This is a genomic window from Rhodococcus sp. C-2 (assembly GCF_027854095.1).
In the GTDB taxonomy this organism is placed as follows: Bacteria; Actinomycetota; Actinomycetes; order Mycobacteriales; family Mycobacteriaceae; genus Rhodococcus_F; species Rhodococcus_F qingshengii.
The window spans coordinates 470,452-492,107 of sequence record NZ_JAQGFI010000003.1; the positions used below are offsets into that span (position 1 = coordinate 470,452).

General features: G+C 61.8%; 22 protein-coding genes. 9 read left to right on the forward strand and 13 right to left on the reverse strand.

Annotated elements, in window-relative coordinates; all coding sequences use genetic code 11:
• Nucleotides 1–88 precede the first annotated feature (88 nt).
• From paaA to paaK, 6 genes are read left to right on the forward strand one after another with little or no spacing between them, the layout of a single operon-like run.
• Complete coding sequence (gene paaA, locus PCS43_RS08705; RefSeq protein ID WP_007730621.1) at nucleotides 89–1,057, forward strand: 1,2-phenylacetyl-CoA epoxidase subunit PaaA; 969 nt, start codon at nucleotides 89–91, stop codon at nucleotides 1,055–1,057.
• Nucleotides 1,054–1,371: a 1,2-phenylacetyl-CoA epoxidase subunit PaaB gene (gene paaB, locus PCS43_RS08710; protein WP_270923017.1), complete on the forward strand. Its 318-nt coding sequence runs from the start codon at nucleotides 1,054–1,056 to the stop codon at nucleotides 1,369–1,371. The genes paaA and paaB overlap by 4 nt, the downstream gene beginning before the upstream one ends.
• A gap of 28 nt (nucleotides 1,372–1,399) precedes the next feature.
• The gene (gene paaC, locus PCS43_RS08715; RefSeq protein WP_007730623.1) at nucleotides 1,400–2,317 is read left to right on the forward strand and encodes a 1,2-phenylacetyl-CoA epoxidase subunit PaaC; all 918 of its coding nucleotides are present in this window, start codon (nucleotides 1,400–1,402) and stop codon (nucleotides 2,315–2,317) included.
• Nucleotides 2,318–2,367: 50 nt separating this feature from the next.
• A complete protein-coding gene (gene paaD, locus PCS43_RS08720) occupies nucleotides 2,368–2,826 on the forward strand; it encodes a 1,2-phenylacetyl-CoA epoxidase subunit PaaD (RefSeq protein ID WP_047269445.1) in 459 nt (152 codons plus the stop codon).
• A gap of 4 nt (nucleotides 2,827–2,830) precedes the next feature.
• Nucleotides 2,831–3,910: a 1,2-phenylacetyl-CoA epoxidase subunit PaaE gene (gene paaE, locus PCS43_RS08725; protein ID WP_058038340.1), complete on the forward strand. Its 1,080-nt coding sequence runs from the start codon at nucleotides 2,831–2,833 to the stop codon at nucleotides 3,908–3,910.
• A 41-nt stretch (nucleotides 3,911–3,951) separates the two neighbouring features.
• On the forward strand, nucleotides 3,952–5,253 hold the full coding sequence (gene paaK, locus PCS43_RS08730; protein ID WP_007730627.1) for a phenylacetate--CoA ligase PaaK: 1,302 nt from the start codon (nucleotides 3,952–3,954) through the stop codon (nucleotides 5,251–5,253).
• 2 nt (nucleotides 5,254–5,255) lie between these two features.
• Here paaK and PCS43_RS08735 read toward each other — a convergent pair whose 3' ends face one another.
• From PCS43_RS08735 to lepB, 10 genes are all read right to left on the reverse strand, one after another.
• Entirely contained in the window at nucleotides 5,256–5,879 is a 624-nt protein-coding gene (locus tag PCS43_RS08735) for a LysE family translocator (RefSeq protein ID WP_007730629.1), read from the reverse strand.
• Between the two features lie 92 nt (nucleotides 5,880–5,971).
• Nucleotides 5,972–7,165, reverse strand: a complete 1,194-nt coding sequence (locus tag PCS43_RS08740; protein WP_058226877.1) for a globin domain-containing protein — start codon at nucleotides 7,163–7,165, stop codon at nucleotides 5,972–5,974.
• 31 nt (nucleotides 7,166–7,196) lie between these two features.
• On the reverse strand, nucleotides 7,197–7,646 hold the full coding sequence (locus PCS43_RS08745; protein WP_003943059.1) for an RrF2 family transcriptional regulator: 450 nt from the start codon (nucleotides 7,644–7,646) through the stop codon (nucleotides 7,197–7,199).
• A gap of 119 nt (nucleotides 7,647–7,765) precedes the next feature.
• On the reverse strand, nucleotides 7,766–8,896 hold the full coding sequence (galK, locus tag PCS43_RS08750) for a galactokinase (RefSeq protein WP_065455025.1): 1,131 nt from the start codon (nucleotides 8,894–8,896) through the stop codon (nucleotides 7,766–7,768).
• Entirely contained in the window at nucleotides 8,896–9,996 is a 1,101-nt protein-coding gene (gene galT / locus PCS43_RS08755) for a galactose-1-phosphate uridylyltransferase (protein WP_065455024.1), read from the reverse strand. The genes galK and galT overlap by 1 nt, the downstream gene beginning before the upstream one ends.
• Nucleotides 9,993–10,619 (reverse strand): SMI1/KNR4 family protein, encoded by a 627-nt coding sequence (locus PCS43_RS08760; protein ID WP_042446400.1) that lies wholly within the window; start codon nucleotides 10,617–10,619, stop codon nucleotides 9,993–9,995. The genes galT and PCS43_RS08760 overlap by 4 nt, the downstream gene beginning before the upstream one ends.
• 21 nt (nucleotides 10,620–10,640) lie before the next feature.
• The gene (locus tag PCS43_RS08765; protein ID WP_007730752.1) at nucleotides 10,641–11,225 is read right to left on the reverse strand and encodes a TetR/AcrR family transcriptional regulator; all 585 of its coding nucleotides are present in this window, start codon (nucleotides 11,223–11,225) and stop codon (nucleotides 10,641–10,643) included.
• A complete protein-coding gene (locus PCS43_RS08770; RefSeq protein ID WP_209910230.1) occupies nucleotides 11,222–12,271 on the reverse strand; it encodes a saccharopine dehydrogenase family protein in 1,050 nt (349 codons plus the stop codon). The genes PCS43_RS08765 and PCS43_RS08770 overlap by 4 nt, the downstream gene beginning before the upstream one ends.
• A gap of 55 nt (nucleotides 12,272–12,326) precedes the next feature.
• Nucleotides 12,327–12,680, reverse strand: coding sequence for a glyoxalase superfamily protein (locus PCS43_RS08775; protein WP_073513382.1), 354 nt, complete (start codon nucleotides 12,678–12,680; stop codon nucleotides 12,327–12,329).
• A 106-nt stretch (nucleotides 12,681–12,786) separates the two neighbouring features.
• Complete coding sequence (lepB, locus tag PCS43_RS08780) at nucleotides 12,787–13,530, reverse strand: signal peptidase I (RefSeq protein ID WP_073513381.1); 744 nt, start codon at nucleotides 13,528–13,530, stop codon at nucleotides 12,787–12,789.
• A 425-nt stretch (nucleotides 13,531–13,955) separates the two neighbouring features.
• Here lepB and PCS43_RS08785 point away from each other — a divergent pair, with 425 nt between their 5' ends.
• Nucleotides 13,956–15,437, forward strand: coding sequence for an anion permease (locus tag PCS43_RS08785; RefSeq protein ID WP_073513380.1), 1,482 nt, complete (start codon nucleotides 13,956–13,958; stop codon nucleotides 15,435–15,437).
• A 3-nt stretch (nucleotides 15,438–15,440) separates the two neighbouring features.
• On the opposite strand, the gene PCS43_RS08790 is transcribed toward PCS43_RS08785, so the two are convergent.
• The 3 genes from PCS43_RS08790 to PCS43_RS08800 are packed head-to-tail and all read right to left on the reverse strand — an operon-like array spanning nucleotide 15,441 to nucleotide 18,889.
• Nucleotides 15,441–16,190, reverse strand: coding sequence for a succinate dehydrogenase/fumarate reductase iron-sulfur subunit (locus PCS43_RS08790; protein WP_042921559.1), 750 nt, complete (start codon nucleotides 16,188–16,190; stop codon nucleotides 15,441–15,443).
• Complete coding sequence (locus PCS43_RS08795; RefSeq protein WP_007730764.1) at nucleotides 16,187–18,139, reverse strand: fumarate reductase/succinate dehydrogenase flavoprotein subunit; 1,953 nt, start codon at nucleotides 18,137–18,139, stop codon at nucleotides 16,187–16,189. The genes PCS43_RS08790 and PCS43_RS08795 overlap by 4 nt, the downstream gene beginning before the upstream one ends.
• A complete protein-coding gene (locus tag PCS43_RS08800; RefSeq protein WP_047269404.1) occupies nucleotides 18,140–18,889 on the reverse strand; it encodes a succinate dehydrogenase cytochrome b subunit in 750 nt (249 codons plus the stop codon).
• Nucleotides 18,890–19,045: 156 nt separating this feature from the next.
• On the opposite strand from PCS43_RS08800, the gene PCS43_RS08805 reads away from it, so the two are divergent.
• Both PCS43_RS08805 and PCS43_RS08810 read left to right on the forward strand, forming a co-directional pair.
• Nucleotides 19,046–20,374 carry a lipase family protein gene (locus PCS43_RS08805; protein WP_065455020.1) on the forward strand — a complete coding sequence of 443 codons (1,329 nt, stop codon included), beginning with the start codon at nucleotides 19,046–19,048 and terminating at the stop codon, nucleotides 20,372–20,374.
• Nucleotides 20,371–21,627, forward strand: a complete 1,257-nt coding sequence (locus PCS43_RS08810) for a Tat pathway signal protein (RefSeq protein WP_052416923.1) — start codon at nucleotides 20,371–20,373, stop codon at nucleotides 21,625–21,627. The genes PCS43_RS08805 and PCS43_RS08810 overlap by 4 nt, the downstream gene beginning before the upstream one ends.
• Nucleotides 21,628–21,656: the final 29 nt, after the last annotated feature.

Sequence of the window (21,656 nt, forward strand, 5' to 3'; positions counted from 1 at the left end):
TGGTGCGGCGAAAGATTCTCTTGTGTGCTGGGACACCTCGGTGCATACTAGTTACCAACCGATCATTCGGTAATAAAAGGTAGGTACGATGACCAACGTGGAAGCTCCACAAGACCTGCAGAACCTGTTCGACGAGACGATCGCGGCAGACCAGCGCATCGAGCCTCGCGACTGGATGCCGGACGGCTACCGCAAGACTCTGATCCGTCAGGTTGCCCAGCATGCGCACTCCGAAATCATCGGAATGCAGCCCGAGGGAAACTGGCTCACCCGTGCGCCTTCGTTGCGACGCAAGGCGATCTTGATGGCGAAGGTCCAGGACGAAGCCGGGCACGGTCTGTATCTCTACTCCGCGGCCGAGACGCTCGGTGCCGATCGTGGCGATCTGACCACCAAACTGATCGAGGGAAAGCAGAAGTACTCCTCGATCTTCAACTATCCGACGCTGACATACGCCGACGTGGGTGTGATCGGCTGGCTGGTCGACGGAGCTGCTATCTGCAATCAGGTTCCGCTGTGCCGCAGCTCCTTCGGGCCGTATGCGCGCGCGATGATCCGTGTGTGCAAGGAGGAATCGTTCCATCAGCGGCAAGGCTTCGAGCTGTTGGCGACGATGATGCGCGGCACGGAAGCTCAACGGGCAATGGTGCAGGAAGCCGTCGACCGATGGTGGTGGCCCGCTCTGATGATGTTCGGACCGCCGGACGACGAATCGCCGAACACCGAGCAGTCGATGAAGTGGCGCATCAAGCGGCACACGAACGACGAACTGCGGCAACGATTCGTGGACATGTCGATACCGCAGGCCGAGATACTCGGTGTGACCTTCCCTGATCCCGACCTGCGCTGGAACCCCGAGCGTGGCGCACACGATTTCGGCGAGCCGGACTGGAGCGAATTCATGGACGTGGTCCGCGGCAACGGAGCGGCGAGCGTCGAGCGGATCACCAATCGGAAAGCCGCACACGACAACGGGGCCTGGGTTCGCGACGCCGCGTACGCCTTTGCACAGCGCGAGAGACTCGCGCACGATCGCACGACTGGGGAAACATCATGAGCGAGAACGATCAGGTACAGCGCGATCAGGTGCGGGGCGAATGGCCTTTGTACGAGGTATTTCTGAGGGGAAAGCGCGGACTGAACCACGTGCACGTCGGATCCCTGCGCGCGGCAGACGACCAGATGGCGTTACGCCACGCGCGCGACGTCTACACCAGACGTAACGAAGGCGTGAGTATCTGGGTCGTGCCATCCGCGAAAATCGTGGCTTCGAGTCCGGCAGAAAAGGATCCGTTCTTCGCGCCGAGCGGCGACAAGGTCTGCCGGCACCCGACTTTCTACGACATCCCGGACTCCGTTCCGCACATGTGAGAATCACTTCGACTTCGAGGACCAACAGATGAACGATCACGACAGTGCCTACGACGGCCTGGTCGACGGTGACGGCCACGGTCAGTGGGCGTTCGGAACGAGCTTCGACGACCCCCTCGCCGGCGTCGACACCACGGTGCCAGGCGATGTCGATCTCGGTGCGCTGGCGCGCTACTGCCTCATGCTCGGCGACGACGCGCTCGTCAGTTCGCAGCGACTCGCCGAATGGTCGACGCGGGCACCGGAACTCGAAGAAGAGGTAGCTCTCGCCAACGTCGGCCTGGACTTGATCGGGCAGGCCAGGCTGCTGCTGGCTCGCGCGGCAGCAGCCGATTCCACTGTGGTTCCGTTCATCTCCGATACGTCACCGGTGCCGGCTGAAGATGCGCTTGCCTTCTTTCGTGATCAGTTCGGTTTCCGCAACGTGAGACTGGTGGAACTCGCCAACGGCGACTTCGCGCACACGGTCGTTCGGCTACTCGTGTTCTCGACCTGGCGGCTGGCGCTGTTCGATCGGCTGCGCATGTCGCGCGATCCGGTTCTCGCAGCTGTGGCGAACAAGGGCGTCAAGGAACTGACCTATCACCGCGACTACGCGGCAAGATGGGTCGTCACCTTGGGCGCCGGCACGGCAGAATCCAAGCGTCGGACGGCCGACGCCTTGCTCGAGATCTTCCCGTTCGTGGACGAACTCTTTGTTCCCACTCAGGACGAACTCGTCTTGGCAGAAGTTGGCGTCGGAGTGGACCCGCGTACTGTTCGGCCGGAGTTCGACGCTGTTCTTGCCCAGGTCCTCCATGCAGCCGAAATGGAAGAGCCCCCTTCGCGTTTCTCCGGTTTCGTCGGCGGCCGCGGCGGGCGTGCCGGACTGCACACCGGGGCACTGGGGCTACTTCTCGCCGAAATGCAGAGCGTCGCTCGGGAGCATCCGGAAGGGGTGTGGTGACCGTTACTGCCGCTACCGTCTCTTCCGCGCAGGAGATCGTCGCCTCGGTGATGGATCCGGAGATGCCACTGTTGACCTTGGCCGATCTCGGCGTCATCCGATCGGTCGACGTCGAAGCGAACTTGGTCTGTGTGACAATCACTCCCACCTATTCCGGGTGTCCGGCGATGGCGACGATGCGAGACGACATCGAGCACAAGCTGACCGACGCGGGGTACGGCAGCGTCCAGATCAAGACTCAACTGTCGCCGCCTTGGAGTTCGGATTGGATCAGCGAAGAGGGGCTCGCGAAACTTCGGACGGCCGGGTACTCGGTGCCGGGGGCCGCGCCGCGTCGCACCTCCGGCCCGATCGCCTTGACCTTGACGGCCAAGCCGCGCGACATCCTGTGCCCCCAGTGCGGTTCGGCAAACACCAGACTGAGTTCGGAATTCGGTGCGACCCTGTGCAAAGCGCTCTATCGCTGCCTCGACTGCCTCGAGCCGTTCGATCACGTGAAGGAGATCTGAACAGATGAGTACCGCAACGACGAACCGGAACAAACCATTTCACGTGTTGACGGTCGCCGGTGTCGAATCACTGTGCGACGACGCAGTTGCCGTCACCTTCGACGTGCCTGCCGATATCGCCGATCAATTCGACTTCGGCGCCGGGCAGTCACTGACACTGCGGCGGATGATCGACGGCGTCGAACACCGTCGCTCCTACTCGATCTGTGCACCGGTAGGGGCGTCTCCACGGGTGGGGGTTCGCGAAGTGGCAGACGGACTCTTCTCCTCCTGGTTGGTGCGAGACGTCAAGGCCGGGGATCGAATCGACGTCCAGGGCCCATCTGGCAATTTTGTCGCCGATCCGGCATTGGGTGGACGGCACGTCCTGATCGCGGCGGGCTCCGGAATCACGCCCATGTTGTCCATCGCTGCAACACTGCTGGTGAACCCCGAGGCCGATGTCACCCTGCTGTACGGGAACAGGCGCACCCGTTCGGTCATGTTCGCCGAAGAGATCGCCGACCTGAAGGACCGGTACGGTGCGCGCCTGGACGTTATTCATGTCCTCTCTCGCGAGCCGCGCGAGGTCGAGTTGTTCTCGGGCCGTCTCGACGCCGACCGGTTGCGTGAGATCTTCACCTCTCTCGTTCCGTGCGACCAGGTCGACGGCTTCTGGTTGTGTGGTCCGTTCGGGATGGTCAACGACGCCCAGGAAGTACTGGCCGGCTTGGGAATTGCCAAGGATCGCATCCATCACGAGCTGTTCTACGTCGACGACGTCGCTCCGCCGGTTGCAGTGCATCGTGAGCCCGGAATTGTGGGACCAGGCAGCGAGGTCACCATCACGCTCGACGGTCGATCGACCACCGCGACACTTCCGCGAGACCAGTCGATTCTCGATGCAGCGGAACAGTACCGATCGGATCTGCCCTTCGCGTGCAAGGGCGGGGTCTGTGGAACGTGTCGCGCCAAGGTCACCTGCGGTGACGTCGAGATGCGCAGGAACTACGCACTCGAAGACTACGAAGTCGACGCGGGTTTCGTACTGACCTGCCAGACCTTCCCTGTCGGTGAACAGATAACAGTCGATTTCGACGCCTGACCGCCCGCACAGCGCCCTCACTGAGCCCACCGGAGACAATCATGACCGAACTCGTCACTGCTACTTCGCAAGAAATCGAATTTGCCAGTCGGGACCGCATTTCGACGCTCCAACTCGAGCGGATGCAATGGTCCCTGATGCACGCGTACACCAATGTTCCGCACTACCGCAAAGCTTTCGACGACGCCGGCGTCCACCCGAGCGACTTGAAGGATCTGAGCGATCTCGCGAAGTTTCCCTTCACCACCAAAGCGGATCTGCGTGAGAACTATCCGTTCAAGATGTTTGCGGTGCCACAGGACCGGGTCTCGCGAATTCACGCGTCTTCGGGGACCACCGGTCGCCCGACGGTGGTGGGGTACACGAGCAACGACCTGAACAACTGGGCCGATCTCATCGCGCGCAGTCTCTCGGCCGGCGGCGTGCGGTCTTCGGACAAGGTTCACGTGGCTTACGGGTACGGTCTGTTCACCGGTGGGTTGGGAGCACACTACGGTGCGGAGCGCTTGGGCTGCACGGTCATTCCCATGTCCGGTGGCATGACCGAGCGGCAGATTCAACTGATCGAGGACTTCGAGCCCGACGCCATCATGGTGACTCCGTCGTACATGTTGACCATCGTGGATGCGATGATCAAGAAAGGCATCGATCCCTCGAAGACCTCACTGAGGGTGGGAGTTTTCGGAGCGGAGCCGTGGACCGAACAGATGCGTACCGAGCTGGAACAGCAACTCGACATGCATGCGGTCGACATCTACGGACTCTCCGAGATCATGGGCCCGGGTGTGGCAATGGAATGTGTGGAAACCAAAGACGGGCTCCATATCTGGGAAGACCACTTCTACCCGGAGATCATCGATCCGGTCACGGGCGAAGTGCTGCCGGACGGTGAAGAAGGTGAGCTGGTTTTCACCTCTCTCACCAAGGAAGCGCTGCCCATCATTCGCTACCGAACCAGGGACCTGACCCGTCTGTTGCCCGGTACGGCGCGCTCGATGCGTCGGATGCAGAAGGTCACCGGCCGGACCGACGACATGATCATCCTGCGTGGGGTCAATCTGTTCCCCACACAGATCGAAGAGCTGATCCTGACCGTCCCCGCCCTGGCACCCCAATTCCAGTGTGTGCTGGAGCGTCCGGGCCGGATGGATACTCTGACAGTGCGCGTCGAGGCTCGCCCTGACGCGGCAATTTCCGATCATGCGGCAGCGTCTTCGGCGTTGCAGAAGCTGGTGAAGAACAAGATCGGTGTCACGGTCGAGGTGAGCGTTCTCGAACCCGGCGGACTCGAACGCTCGATCGGCAAAGCGCGTCGTCTGATCGACCAACGTCCGAAGGACTGAAACTACTCCAGGGCCATGCGGGTGGCGAAGATTCCGAGAATGCCACCCGCTAGCCATTTCTGAGCCCGCATCCACACCGGACGCGCCATGAGGAAGGTCGACACGGCTGCCGCACAGCACACGATCAACGCGTTGACGGTGACTGCGACCAGGATCTGCACGCCGCCGAGTACGAGTGCCTGTTGCCAGACCGGACCCGCAGTGGGATCGACGAACTGGGGGATCAGGGCCGCGTACATCAGCGCAATCTTGGGATTGAGCAGATTGGTGGTCAACCCCATCCCGAACAGACGGCCGCTACCGTGGCGGTCGACCTCGCCCACCTCGAAAGCGGACTTCCCACCTGGTCGGAGTGTCGACCAGGCGAGATAGGCCAGGTACAGGGCACCACCGATTTTCACCGCGGTGAACACCGTTGGTACGGCGAAGAGAACCGCCGTCAGCCCTGCACACGTGGCGGTGAGGTAGACCAGGAAACCGGTTGCGACTCCGCCGAGCGAGATCAAACCTGCCCGGCGGCCCTGGCTGATGCTGCGGGACACCAGATAGATCATGTTGGGGCCCGGTGTCAGAACCATCGCCAGGGCGATCAGCGCGACTCCCGTCATCGACGCTGACGTGATCATGTCGGTCTCCCACTACTCGGTACGTATGTTCCGTCGAGTACACAAGGGATTACTGTGGCGCGCCAAGGTCCAGTTCGCAGGCAGTGGTCCGCTCAGGTGTTGGCCCAGCTGTCGGGCCCGAAGACCTCGTAGTGGATATTCTGCGCCGGGACGTCCCGTTCGAGCAACGAGGCGCGCATCGCCAACATGAACGGCATCGGCCCGCAAAGGAAGGCTTGGGTATCGGGCTCCACTGCAATACCTTGCAAATCCGCCCGTCCTTCGTGAACCGATCCGAACGCAACGTGCGTGCCGAGATCCTCGTACCAACGGTGCAGGGTTGCGGCGGGAATCTGGTCGACGAGTGTGCTGAGTTCTGCGCGGTGCGCGTGATCCGCAATGGATCGATCCGCATGGATGACAGATACCGGACGGTCAGCGCCGGTGTCCACGAGATGATTGAGCATCCCGATCATCGGTGTGCAACCGATTCCGGCCGACGCGAGCAGGAGCGGCGAGTTGTCGTCCGGCAAGGTGAGATCACCGAAAGGTGTGGTGACGGAGAGTTCTTGGCCTTCGAATACGTTGTTGTAGAGGAAGTTCGACACTTCGCCATCGGGAGTTCCGGAGATTCGCTTGACGCTGATCCGCCAGTCTGCGCTGCTCGGTATCGAACACAGGCTGTATTGGCGGATCTGGCGGGCGCCGTCGGGCAGCGTAACCCCGACCGAAAGATACTGTCCGGGAGCGAAGGTGGGGAGTGCACTGCCGTCGAGCGACGTGAGCGTCAGTGAGACGGTGTCGGCGGACTGAAGAACTCGTTCACTGATCCTGACTGTGCGCCAGACGTCACCGGCGTCCACGCCGGCGAGTTGGTAGAGGCCACGCTCCATCGTGATGAGGGTTTCCGCCATCAGCCAGTAGACCTCGTCCCAGGCTGCTGCGACGTCGGGAGTGACTGCATCGCCGAGTATTTCGACGATCGCGGCAAAGAGGTGTTCGTGCACGATTGCGTACTGGTCGGGCGTGATTCCCAGCGACGCATGCTTGTGGGCGATACGTGAAAGTATGAGATCGACCTTGGCGCTGTCCGGCTCGAGCTGAAGCGTCGCGAATGCCGCGATGGCGCCGGCGAGAGCCTTCTGCTGTTCGCCCTGCTTCTGATTGCCGCGATTGAACAAATCACGTTCGAGTTCAGGATGTGCGTCGAACATCTTGCGGTAGAACAGGGTTGTGATATCGCCGATGGCGGCGCCGACCACGGGAAGGGTGGCGCGAATGACCTCGGTTGACTGTGGGGAAAGCATGAGCTGCTCCGTTCGGTCGAAATTCGATTGATCAGCCTGCTTCGTCGCTCCGGGTGGTGAGGCGTAGCAGGACAGTTTTGGACGGCTGCCGGATGACGTCTTCGATCGTGACCGCGTCGAGTGAAACGAAAAACGCTTCCTGTGCTTCGCGCAACGCACTTCGAAGGAGGCAACCTCCGCGCAATGGGCACGGTTTGTCGCCTTCGCAGTCGACGACTTCACCCGGGCCTTCGAGGCGTCTGGCCAGCCAGCCGATGGTGGCGGTGCGGCCGAGTTCGGTGATGGAAAGCCCACCGCCGCGGCCGCGCCTGGTTGTCACGATGCCGAGCTCACCGAGCCGTGTAACCACCTTGGTGGCATGGGAATACGACACGTTGAGCTGCTGCGCAACATCCCGAGTGCTGGGGGAGGCATCCGCGTCGAGTACGGCCAACCGCATGACGACGCGCAATCCCAGATCGGTGAACTGCGTCAGTTGCATGATCTGAACCTACATAATTCGCATCTGAGATGACTATTTATGTGAGGGGGATCTCGAGGTACCCCAACCAGGGCGAACGGTACGTTCGGCGCCTCCAGTGCGCTGAACGTGCCGTTCGCTCAGAGACGGGCGGCCGAACCCCCGGCAACGACGCCGAGAAAGTGTGGTGCTCGCCAACCTCGCGCCGCAAAGTCGCGGCTCACCGATGCGATGACCTCCGCTCCGCTTCCTTCCGGAACCAGCGCGATGGCCGAGCCTCCGAATCCGCCGCCGGTCATCCGCGCACCGATCGCGCCGCCGCGTCGTGCTGCGGCAACGGCGACGTCGAGTTCTTCACACGAGACCTCGAAGTCGTCGCGCAACGAGGCGTGCGAGTTGTCGAACAGCTCGCCGACGTCACTGAATCTGCTGTTGCGCAGAAGTTCTGCGGTCTTCCGCGTCCTCTCGATCTCGGTCACGACGTGCCGTGCCCGCGCCCGGAGGATCGGGTCTCGCACTGTCTCGGCCTGGCCTGCTGTAGCCTCTCGCAAGCTGCCGACGCCGAGAGCTGCTGCTGCAGCGACGCATTGAGAGCGCCGCATTCCGTACTGTCCGTCTGCGAGTGAGTGTTTGACCCGGGTGTCGATGACGATCAGGTCGTAACCTGCACCGTGGAGTTCGAAAGGTATGGGTTCGGTGGATCCGTCCTGGCAGTCCAGCAGGAGCGCAGTCGAGGGCTGAGCAAAGAGGGCAATGGTTTGATCCATCCCTCCGGTCGGTGCGCCGACGCCGTCGTTCTCGGCCTGGATGCACACCTGTACCAGCTCATCGCGGGCGAAAGGTGAATCATGAAGTTCGTTGACGGCCAACGCAACCGAACAGGTGAGGGCAGCGGAGCTCGACAGCCCGGCCCCGACCGGTACCGACGAGTCGACGGCAAGATCGATTCCTTCGATCGGGAGGCCTCTGCGCGCAAGAGACCACAGAACGGCTGTGGGGTAGGCGGCCCACCCTGTGGCGATGTCGCCGAGGGGCCCGGTGTACGTCTCGGCGGATTGCCGACTGTGCACGCGGACGACCCCGTCGCTGCGCAGTGCGACGGCAACCAGTGTTCGCTGCTCGAGAGCGACCGGTAGGCACAATCCACCGTTGTAGTCCGTGTGTTCACCGATCAGGTTGACTCGACCGGGTGCCGCCCACACTCCGGTTGCCGGATAGCCGTAGGTGGCGTGAAACTGTTGGAGCACAGAATTGTTCGAGACCGTATCCACTATTTCAACTCCCGTAGGCGGGCCGCGACTGCCTCGGGAACGGTGTCGTTCACCCAGGCGCCCATGGCGGACTCGGACCCGGCGAGGTATTTGAGTTTGCCCGGTGCGCGCAAGATCGAGAACAGCTGAAGATGCAGTCGGCCCAGAGGTCGGTCGATGCGGACGGGAGCTTGGTGCCAGGCCGCGATGTACGGTACCCGGTCGACGCCCGGATAGAAGCGATCGATACGGCGTAGGAGATCTTGGTAGACGACCGCAAGCTCGTCGCGCTCTTGGTCGTTCAGCGAGGGAAGGTCCGGGACGTCTCGGTGCGGTGCCAGGTGAATCTCGATGGGCCATCGTGCGGCGGTCGGGACGTAGGCGCTCCAGTGATCGCCGTCGTAGATCAACCGGGCCTTGTCCTCGCGCTCGAACGCCAGAACATCGGCGAGTAGTGAGCGACCGGTGCGCTCGAAGTGTTTGTGCGCCTGCGTCAACATCGATCGGGTGCGTGGCGTGACATACGGGTATGCGTAGATCTGTCCGTGTGGATGGGTGAGTGTCACCCCGATTTCTTCGCCGCGGTTCTCGAAGCAGAACACTTGTTCCACAAGCGGATCCGCCGACAACTCTTCGGTCCGAGAAATCCAGGCGCCCACAATCGTGCGCATGCGTTCGAGTGGAAGCTCGGCGACGGACGCCGTGTGATCGCTCGAGAAGCACATCACTTCGCAGTGACCGGCCGCTGGGCGATCGCCCGCACCGTCTCCGGGACTGTCAATGGCTTCCTCAGGCGCCGCGGCAAAGCTCGGAAACCGATTCTCGAACACCGCGACGTCGTAGTCTCCGTCGGGTATCTCTGTGGGCGTGCGTGTTTCGTCGGTCGGGCACAATGGACATTCGGCGGCGGAGGGGAGATGTGTCCGTGTCATGCGATGCGAAGCCATGGTGATCCACTCCCCGGTGAGAACGTCGAATCTCATCCGAGACGAGTGGTCGAGAGCCGGCAATTCGCGGGAATCTCGCGCAGAGTGGGCGCGGGCACTGCCGGCATCGTCGAAGTAGAAGATCTGACGCCCGTCGGCGAGGGTGCGACGGGTCGGATCCTGCTTGGGTGTCATGCGTCGACTTCCCATTCCAGAACACCCTTGCTGACAACGGGTTTCCACACTCCGATCGTTGATCCTGTTTCCAGCGCTACGGCATGGGCGGCCAGCATTACCGAGATGGACGCCCAGATCGGACCGCCGTTGTCAGTGGCGTCCGAGGCATACTCGGTCACACAATGGTGGAGTGCGCCGCTGCGGGTGTCCACGAAGTAGTGGTACTCGTCCAGTCCGGCGAAGGGAACGAACGAGGGGATGAACATGGTTGCGGCAGTGCCTGCGTCGCGTTGATCGTGTCGATCCATCTCGTCCTCGGCGTAGAGGTCTGGATTCTCGTAGATCGTCTCATCCCACGTTTCGAGCAGAGTGAGACGAACTTCTGTTGCGACGTCGATGGGGTAGAAGAATTTGTCCGGGAGCACGCTGCCGAGAAAGAGGCCGGTCCGGTCGTCGTGGGTCAGGCTGCCGTTGTGGACCCGATACAGGTCGCGAAGTTCCTGGGGCCACGTGACGCCGGTCGAGGCTTCGAATTCCTCGATAACGGCGTCACCGAGTCCTGGTTGAAACGCTGCAGCCGTCACCGGTGCGTGTGTACGGCACCACGCTTCGATTCGGCTCCATTCGTTTGCAACGCTCATGGGCTTTACGATACGTCCGAGTCAGGACCCGTGAATCAGGTACTGCAGTGTGTCCACGAGCTTTCGGTCCGAAGCCTCGGACTTTCGGCCGGTGATTCCCGATCGGAGAATTGCGGAACCCTCGAGCAGGCTCACGATGGTCTGCGCTGTCGCGCCAAGTTCAGTCGCATCCAGCTCCGGTTGTGCACACGCGACTGCGCGCTCTACGTGTGCGATGTACTGGGCGTAGAAGTCTCGAAGCACGACCGCGACTTCTTGGTCCGCCGCTGCAATGGCCCATACTTCGACGTACAGACGCACCGTGGCCTGGTCGTCCTGTTCTCCGAGCAGGACTCCGATGAAGTGTTCGGATTCCTCGCGGGAAAGGCTCTGATCCGTATCGGGGACGACGGCAAGGCGATCCAGTGAGCGGGTCAATGCACGTGACATCACTGCGCGTATCAGATCTGCACGGGTGGGGTAGTAGTGCTGCAGATGTCCTACCCGCACTCCGGCCGCGGCTGCGAAATCGCGCATTGCCGAGTTGGCATTGCCCTGAGTAGTGAGGACCTGTTCTGCTGCGTCGAGAAGTGCTGCCGCACGGGCGGCGCCCTTGGAGAGGGTCATGGTCGCAATACTGCCACCCCGAAGCTCTCCAACTCGGAGACGGTGCGGCGAGGGTTCGGAAGCGATTCGGGGAAAGTGACTCCAGGCCGGGCATCGTCGGCCAAGGCTCGTCTGACGGCCAGCGCGCCGCCCACCGCGGTGAGGTGAGCCTGGCCCTGCCGGTCGACGATTGTCGCGCTTGTCGTGCCGCTCGGGCCGGTGACATCGATGCGTACTTGCGCGCTCCCGCCCTTGCCCGGCGAGTACAGGAGTCCGCGTCGTAGCGGTGTGAAGCGGTCGCCGCGACCCCAACGGAACAGACCCACCTTCTTGACGGCGAGCAGCGCAGTTGTGGATGCATTCGAACTGAAACCTATTCGAGTGCTGGCAGTTTCGGCGCCCAGGGTCATGGGGAACGTGAATTGTTCCGGAGTGTCGATTCTTCCGACCTTGGTGCGCGATCCGGGGAAGTCGACCCAGCGTGTATCCGTCAACGGGCTGACGGTGATCGGGTTTCCTTGCTGAATCACCTCGAAATCCTGCCCGAGCCGATCGATGAAGTCGACGGAGTCGAGCCCGGCAATGTCGTTGACGTCGTAGCGAATCGAGACGTCGATCGTGCTCGCGCCACCCAGTTCCTCGGCCAGCGCTGCGGCGACGATATTGGTGACTCCGCCCATCCATCCGGACGACAGGTACACCGGTGCGCTCGGCGACTTCTGACCCGCCAGAGTAGCGGCGCGAGCGACGCGGGTTGTCCAGCGGGTGATGTCCACGTACGGAATGCCGGCCTCGACGGCGGCGGACAGGACACGATCGTGGGGATCGTTGACCGTCGACACGACCGCGCGTACGGACGCGTCGAAGGGTGTCGGGTCGAGGAGGTCCCAGCGGCGGACGGAAGCGCCGTGACGGCCGGCCAGTTCGTCGCCTCGCTCGGGGGTGCGTCCGGTGAGGAGTAGTGGGAAGTCGGGGGCGAGCAACGCTGTCAGGGCGCTGCCCACGGTTCCGTATCCGCCGGCCACGAGGATCGGGCCGTCGGCTGAATACTGCAATGAATCGGTCATGCACCTAACTCTAGGTCAAATGACCTAAAACGTCGAATGGGGTTCTTTTCGCTGCTCAGTCCCGGTGTTGCACGATGTTGACGACGTTGCCATCGGGTGCCCGGACGAGGAATCGGCGAACACCCCACTCTTCGGTCGTTATGGGGTGCACGATTTCGTAGCCGAGCCTGCGGGCCTCTTCGTAGGCGCCGTCGACGTCGTCTGTGTGGACTGAGATGACCGAGTCCTCGGCTGCAGTGGCGTCGTGCGTGACGAGCTGTACGTTCGCGCCGGTGTCGGGAGAGGTGTAGCGAGCGACCCACCCCATGTTGAACTCTTCGGTGCTCAGGCCGAGAAAGTCGGAGTAGAAGCTCTTGGCGGTTCCGACATCGGCGACTTTGAGGTTGGCGGTGATGCGTCGAGCGCGCATGTGGTTCTCCTACCTTCGGCAACAGATGCGCTCGATGATCGTCCGAAAGCGGATCCATGTCGACTGTGCCGTCCGAAGATGCGGGCCGCCTGGTTGATTCGATCTGTCACTGCGGATCGAACGAGCTCACAGTTCCCCACCGTGAGAAGGGAAGGACGATCAATTGAACCTTGCCGATGACATTGTCGATCGGCACCGTTCCACTGTGTTCGTCATCGAGATGGAACCGTGAATCCTTCGAATGGGCGCGGTTGTCGCCCATCACCCACAGGTTCCCGTCGGGAACCGTGACCGGCCCGAAATACCTTCCTTGACAAGAGGTATCGTTGCCCGAAATGCGCTTGTCGAGGTACGGCTCGGTCAGCGGCTTGCCGTTCACCCGAAGCCCCTCTTCCTCGGACAGGCACTGTACGGTTTGGCCACCGACCGCGACTACCCGCTTCACGAGGTCGTTTTCGTCCGGCGGGACCAAGCCGACGATGGACCCGAGTCCCTGAAATGCGCGAACAATCGAATTGTCGGATCGAATGGATTTGTACTCGTCGTTCCAGGACTCGGGTCCCTTGAACACGACCACATCCCCAGGCTGTGGATCCCCGAATCGATAGCTGATTCTGTCGACGAAAATCTTGTCTCCCGTGCAGCCGGTGCATCCGTGAAGTGTCGGTTCCATGGACTCCGACGGGATCAGAAAAATGCGTCCGACGAAGTTCTGAATGACAACACTCAGGACAAGTGCGACGACAACGAGGATCAGAATCTCACGCCACAGTGGACGTTTCCGCGGGTGACCGGCCACTTCCGATTCAGTGGAGTCGGTCGAGTCCTCGTGGGCGTCGGATTCCGTCACACTCCCGACAATAGATGGCGCAACCACTCGTCGGCCCGATACGAATCTTCTCGGTTCGTGGGTCTGTCTGTCGGCTGACATGCTTCGGAATTGGATCACATCACGCGCGAAGATCCGGTCGAGGTCGGCAATCCGCGCAGTCCTGACCCAAACATCTTGCCGACGAATACCTTTCGAAGAAGCAGGTTGAACAACTCTCCGAGATTCAAGCGTGCAGCACGCCCGCGCCTCTGTTGATCGATTGGCACAATCTTTTGCGAGATGGGCATTCTCCCACTGAAGCGTCGGTGCGAGACAGCGCCTCGTGAGGACGACTGTACTTCCGGGCATTTTCTCTCGAACTTGGATTGACCGCACGAAAACCTGATGTTTGGGGGACAATCATCTGGGGCGATCACCTGGGGCGACAAGTCGAGGAGATGCAAATGTCCGAGGCCAAATCCGAAAGCACTGAGTCTTTTTCTGAGACGACACCGCCGGCGGAGCCGTCGAAACAATCGGTGCTCAGGCGGTACTACCCGGCTGCGGTGCCCGTCGTCCTCGGCCTGATCATCTATTTCATGCCTGTTCCGGACGGTGTGGATCCCAAGGGCATGCACATGCTCGGAATCTTCGTCGGCACCATCGTGGCGTTGATCTTGCAGCCTCTGCCGACGGGTTCTGTGGCGCTGGTAGGCCTGTCGATCGCCATGATCACCCAGACCGAGACGCCGACGGAAGCGTTGTCCGGCTTCAGCAATACCACGATCTGGCTGATCGTCGCGTCGTTCTTCATTGCCGAAGGCTTCCTGGTCACCGGACTCGGGAAACGGGTTGCACTCATGTTCGTGACCAAGCTCGGCAAGTCGAGCCTCGGTTTGTCCTACGGAATGACGTTGACGGACTTGATACTTGCTCCGGCGACACCGTCGAACACCGCCCGCGCTGGTGGCGTCGTCTATCCGATCATCGTCTCACTGAGCAAGTTGGAGGACTCCAATCCCGAGCCCGAGGACTCTCGCAAGAAGCTCGGAGCATATCTGCTGCTCACGTCGCTGCAAGTCAACGTCGTGACCTCCGCGATGTTCATCACCGCCATGGCGGGTAACCCCGTCGCCGTCGATGCGGCTGCCAAGATCGGCATCGACATCTCGTGGGGCAAATGGGCGCTGGCAGCATCGGTTCCGGGAATTGCGAGTCTCATCGCGATCCCGTGGGTGATGTCGAAGATCTTCCCGCCCACGATGTTGAAGACTCCGAAAGCACCCGAGCAAGCCAGGGAGGAACTGCGCAAGGCAGGTCCGATCAGCCGCAACGAGAAGATCATGGCCGCCACCTTCGTTCTGCTGCTGGTGCTCTGGTGCCTGGGCTCGCAGCTCAATGTCAATGCCACTACAACAGCATTCGTCGGAATCGGCATCCTGTTGGTGACCAAGGTGCTGACGTGGAACAACCTGGTCCACGACACCGGGGCGTGGCAGACGCTCGTGTTCTTTGCCGTTCTGGTCGGTATGGCAAGCCATCTCGAAGAACTCGGCGTGATCTCGTGGATCGGAACCCAGGTCTCCTCGAGCGTCGACGGTTTGCCGTGGATCTGGGCTTTTGCGATCCTGACCTTGGTGTACTTCTACGCGCACTATCTGTTTGCGTCGAACACCGCGCAGATCGTCGCGATGTACGCGGTGTTTCTCGGCGCGGCGGTGGCAACCGGTGCGCCGCCGCTGTTCTCGGCCCTGGTGTTCGGCTTCATCGGCAGCCTGTTCGGCGGTATCTCGCACTACGCGTCCGGTCCGGCCGGAGTGATCTACGGTTCCGGATACATCAAGACCTCGGAGTGGTTCCGAATCGGTTTCGTGATGAGCGTCGTGATCATCCTGATCTGGACGATCATCGGCGGGGCGTGGATGAAGCTGATCGGCGCCTGGTGACGATCAGTTGTCCTTGCGCCGCAATCCGAATCGCATCGATTCCTTGTTGACAGCGGCAATCGCGGTCAGCGGTATCTCCGCGGGACACACCTGCGCACATTCACCGTAGGTCGAGCACGGCCCGAAATCGGCCTCCATCTGGTGCGACATCGCTCGGGCCCGCTTGCCACGTTCGTTGCGGCCCTGCGTGACGAGAGACAGGTGGGTCAGTTTGGACCCGGTGAAGAGGTGCGCGGCACCGTTCGGGCAGGCTGCCACGCAAGCGCCGCAGCCGATGCACGCGGCGAAGTCCAGTGCAGCTTCGGCACTTTGATGCGAGAGCGGCTGACTGTCTGCGTCCGGCGCGGTTCCTGCATTGACCGAAACGTATCCACCGGCTTCGAGCACCCGGTCGAGCGCAGAGCGATCGACGACGAGGTCTCGGACCACGGGAAAGGCTGCGGAGCGGAATGGCTCCAGTTTGATTCGGTCACCGTCGGAGAAGCTGCGCAGGTGCTGACGGCACGTGGGAGTGTTCGCAACCGGCCCATGGGGAACGTCATCGACGGTGATGCCACAGGACCCGCAGATCCCTTCTCGGCAGTCGGAATCGAAGGCGATGGGTTCGTTGCCGCTCTCCACGAGTTGGTCGTTGAGTCGGTCGAGGAGCTCCAGCAGCGACATCTCCACCGTCGCGTCGTCTATTTGGTAGGTGTCGAATGCGCCGGACGACTCAGGTCCGGATTGGCGCCACACGTCCACGGTGATTTTCATACGTAGTTCCTCGTCTGCAGTGGAACAGCGGTGAAGGACAACGGCTCGTCGTGTCGAACGTGTCTGCCGTCCTGGGCGGTTTCCCACGCGGAGACGAAGCACCAGTCCTGATCGTTTCGCTGCGCTTCGCCGTCGGGAGTCTGATGTTCGGCACGAAAGTGCGCTCCACAGGACTCGTCACGATCGAGAGCATCGACGCACATCAGTTCGGCGAGCTCGAGGAAATCGGCTACCCTGCCGGCCCTTTCCAACTCCTGGTTGAACTGGTTTCCGCTGCCGGCAACTCGCAGGTTCGACCAGAAATCGGTTCGCAGTGCGCGGATTTCGGCGATCGCCTTGGTCAAGCCCTCGGCCGTTCGGGTGACACCGCAACCCGCATAGAGGATCTCGCCCAGTTGTCGATGGAACCTGTCGGGGCCGTGTGTTCCGCCGACCGAGAGCAGCAGGTCCACCCGACCCCTCACGTCAGTGAGCGTCGACGTCACAGCGGGATCGGACAGTTCGAGTGGAGTGGATCCGAGTAGCGGTGCAAGATAATTCGGAATCGCGTACGGGAGGGTGAACCAGCCGTCGACGCATGCCGAGAGCAACGAATTGGCGCCGAGGCGGTTGGCCCCGTGGTATCCCCAGCCTGCCTCACCACCGACGAACAAGCCGGGGATGGAGGTCATCTGGTCGTAGTCGTTCCACAGTCCTCCCATGGTGAAGTGGGCTCCGGGGGCGATGCGCATCGGCACCGTATAGGGGTCTTCGCTGGTGGCGTCGCGATACATCGAGAACAGATTTCCGTATCGCTCCTCGATGGTCTTGCGGCCGAGCCGTGCCAACGCATCGCGGAAATCCAGGTACACACTGTTTTTCAGAGGGCCGACGCCGTGACCGGAGTCGATTTGCTCGCGGGCGGCCCGTGAAGAGACGTCGCGGGGAGAGAGGTTCCCGAACGCCGGATATTTGCGCTCGAGGTAGTAGTCGCGTTCGTTTTCGGGAATGTCGCCGGGCTCACGATCGTCTCCGGGCTTGGCCGGTACCCAGATCCGGCCGTCGTTGCGCAGGGATTCGCTCATCAGAATGGTTTTCGACTGCCACTCGGAGTTGACGGGAAGTGCCGTCGGATGGAATTGGATGAACGAGGGTGAAGCCATCAACGCACCGCGTCGGTGCGCTCGCCACGCGGCCGTGGCGTTGGAATTCTTCGCAAGTGTGGACTTGTGGAATACGGTTCCGTAGCCGCCGGATGCCAGTACGACGGCATGGCCTGTGGTGGCGCCGATCTCACCGGTCACGAGATCGCGTGTGACTATCCCTTGTGCTCGCCCGTCCGAAACGATGAGATCGAGCATCTCGGTTCGGGTGTGTAGGTTGACCGTTCCGGCTGCGATCTGACGTTGCAGTGCCTGCGACGACGCTATCTGCAACTGCTGGCCTGTCTGCCCGCGCGTGTAGTACGTGCGCGACACCTGAACGCCGCCGAAGGATCGGGTGGCCAGAGTGCCGCCGTACTCGCGAGCAAACGGTGCCCCGATGGCATTCATGTGATCGATGACGCGTACGGATTCTTCGGCGAGACGGAAACAGTCGGCCTCACGGCCCCGGAAATCACCGCCCTTGACGGTGTCCTTCACGAAGCGGGCGAGACTGTCGTTGTCCACTTTTCGAGCGCGAGCAGCGTTGATGCCTCCTTGCGCGGCGACACTGTGTGCACGGCGGGGTGCATCGTGGAAGGTGAAGGACTCGACGTGGTAGCCCAGTTCACCGAGGGAGGCGGCGCAGGCCGCGCCGGCGAGGCCGGTACCGACGACGATGACCGTGAACTTGCGCCGGTTGAGTGGGCTGACGAGCTTGTAGTCGAGTTTGCGAGTGGGCCAGGCCGTCGCCGGATCGCCGGCCGGGACCTTACCGTCCACCGGTGTCCCGATGCTGCGCAGATCGTCGAGTTCGAAGCTGTTCACTTATGACGCTCCTGTCTTCGAGATGGCGCCGGTCATGACCGCGATGGGGATCGACATGTTTCCGACCATCACGACGAGCGCAAAGATTCCGGAGAGTGCAACGCCAATCTGGCGCAGTCGTTGGCCGGTCACGCCGAGATCGTTGACCGCGCTCCAGAGTCCGTGTGCGAGGTGCATTGCCAGCAGAGCCATCGCGACGATGTAGAACGCTGCCACCAGCGGACGCTCGAAGCTGGCAATCAGATTGTCGTATGCGTAACTCTGTGTGCGCGTGGCCGCTTCGTACTCGCTGCTGCCGATGGGTCGGGTTCCGGTCGTGAGGTCGAGTATGTGGAAAATGACGAATAGCAGCAGCACAGCTCCGGTGACGGGCATCGTGCGCGCTGTAAAGGACTTGATTCCCAGACCTTTACGTCGAAATTTTCCTCGAGCTCGGCGTCCGCGGACGGTGAGCAGCCAGGCACACCAGACGTGTGCGACCAATGACGCGAGCAAGACGATGCGAAGAATCCACAGAAGTCCCTCGTAGGGCAGGAAGGGTTCGAACACCGTTCGTAGCCAGTGTGCGTAGTCGTCGAAGTGATCGGCACCGGTGTAGACCTTCAGGTTTCCGATCATGTGGACGAGAACGAAAGCGGCGAAGATCAGTCCTGTCACGGCCATCAGAATCTTGCACGTGATGTTGGACGGCCGCGGTCGAGCTTGGAGTGAATCGCCGGTAGCTCGCGATACACGGGTCGGAGCACTCACAGACAAACCTCCCACGCCAGACTTGCCGGACAGGTGCCGTCAGCCTAAGCCCGATCGAGGTTTTCGGCCAACGGATGGGTGCCCGACTTGTCTGTTAATGCAGGTGAATGGGAGTGTAGGGGTGCTCATTACCCGAAAGTAAGGAACTCGTGAACGATGTTTGACTCGACGTGGCGACGGTGGTCATGGCGCGCCGGAACGGCATCGGCCCTGGCAGTGGCCTTGTTTGCGGTGGGGTCGCCGGCTGGTGCGCAGGAGACCGTCGACTTGGCCGACGTGTTCAACCCGTTGGTCGTGAAGGCACTCCAAGGCGCTGACATTTCCACCGAATTGACTCCACTCGGGCTCTCGTCCGATGATCCGTGGTTCGACGAACCTGAAATCGAGCCGGGTACCGCCCCCGGCACACTTCTCAAAGCGCGTCCGGTCAGCGTGCAGGTCTACCAGGTCCGTCCCGACGTGGTCTCGGCTCACCAACTCATGTACACCACCACTGATCACTTCGGTCGGCAGGTGATCAGCACCGGAATTCTAATGATTCCCGAGGACGGAACTGTGCCAGGTGATCGCAAGATCATCGGATACGCCGAGGCGAACGACAGCCTCGGCGCGAACTGCGCACCAAGTCACCAGTGGACCGGCGGCAATCAGAGCGACCCGGCGATGTTCTCGGCGCTCGGCCCGGTGGCTCAGATGTTCGGCCACGGCTGGGCAGTGATGATGAGCGACGTCGGCAACGACGGCGACACTGCTCCCCATCCGTTCTCGATCGGACAGTTTTCAGGGAAGGCAACGCTCGACGGCGTCCGGGCAGCACTCGCGCTTCCGGAAGCCGGCCTCGAATCAGACACCCCTGTCGGCATCTACGGTGTCGCCGGAGGCGGTGTCGCAGCGGGCTTTGCCGCGGAACAAGCCCATGATTATGCGCCGGAACTGAACGTCCAGGCCAGTGCCATTCAGGCGATGATGATCGACCCCGCAACGTTCGAGGAAACAGCGGCCGGTGGGATCGGTTCCGGATTCGTCTTCTCGAGCATTCTCGGATTCGACGCGGGCTACCCCGACGTTCGGCTCGACGACCATCTGACTCCGATCGGTCACAACGTCGCCGCAGCCTTCCGCGCGTCCTGCCAGGCGCTCTACCTCGGACTCCCATTCGTTCCGTTCGACGTCCTACTCACCAACCCTTCGCCCCGAACGATCCCTGCGCTGGCCGCGGCGTACGCGGACAACACGTTGGGAAAGCAGGCGCCGGCTTCCAAGCTTCTGATTTCTTCCTGTGAGGACGACTTTCTCGTTCCCTTCAGTGAGGCAGAGCAATTGGCGCAGACATATCGAGCAGACGGCGGCAGCGTGGACCTGCTCCCGTCGCAGTGCGGGCCGCTCGATTACGTGACCAACCTGTACAAGACGGTGACCGATCAGCTGGGTATGCAGGACATCGCCTGGCTGGCAAAGACGTTCGACGAAGCCGAGGGACGATGAGCTTGCGGAAGTCTCTGACGCGCAGGGATTTTGCGCGCACGGTTCTCGTTGCTTCGGCAGGTATCGGCGGTGCCGTCGTACTGGGAGGCAGGGCGTCCGCGGGTACTGGTGAGCTCGACAGGTACCTCGACCTGGAAGCAGTGAACGCAAACGCCGAAGCCACGGGCGGCCTGCATCCTTCTCTGCCATCGGATTCCGCGACGCTGCGGTCTTTGGTGGATACCGCCCGAGCCTCGGGAGTGGATCCGCATCGCTATCAGACACTGCTCAAGCAGTACTGGCTCGCGGTCGGGACGGAGTCGGCAGGTATCGATCTCGCTTCGTGGACTCCGTTCGACGGTGTGCACGCGAATCTCGGAAACCTCACCAACACTTTCCAATTCTACGAGCGACTCCAGCTCGAGCATCGAGAGCTGCAGTGGGCAGGTATGGGAGGAATGGTCGGGCCCGCTTTCGCCGGTGGACTCCTCGACTTGGACTACGGGCGGGTTGTGCTGGAAGTCCAAGCGATCAGCGAGGCGATGGCACTGGTGTGGCGAGAGATCGACCGCATCGGGGCGCCGGTTGCATCGTCGATGGGAGCGCCCGAGGACATTGCGGCACTTCTCCAGGTCGGCCACGAGATTCGCCCCGAGGACGTGATGTGGTTCCAGGGGAAAGTGATTGCGATGAGCAAACACATCTTCTCGGACCTGATTCCCATGCACATGGCGTGGGTTCACGACGGTGTCGACGGCATCGCCGAACTCGATCGCGCAGGGCTGCTCGACGAGAACGCCCGTATCGCGTGGAACAACATTGCTTCGGGGACACCGGAATCGGTCTTCGACGGCAATGTGCGTCTGCTGCGAAGGGAGCAGTACCAGTCGGTGGGTGATCAGTGGGACGAGGCGAAGGCCTACCGCGGTAGCGTTGGTCGCTCGTTGACTTACCTGACCACCTTCGCCGCATCACCGTCGATGCCTGGCGTCGTGCCGCCACGCGAGTCGAACCCGCTCTCGTTCGCGGTGGGCAATGCTGTTGTGCAAACGCCGCTTCCGGACTTCAACTGGGCGGACCGGGATGGTCGTTGGACCTACATCAACGATCAGTTGCTCCCGGTCTACAACAACCTGATGAAGAATCAACCGGAACTGTGGCGAGCGACGCTGGCCGCGCCCGTCTCCGTTCGGATAACCGAGCAGCGAATGATCGCTCGCTTGCCGGACATGTTGCGGTCCATGTTGTCGACTCTGGCGATTACGGTCAACTGAACTCGGCGGTGGCGGGGCCTCAGGGTCCC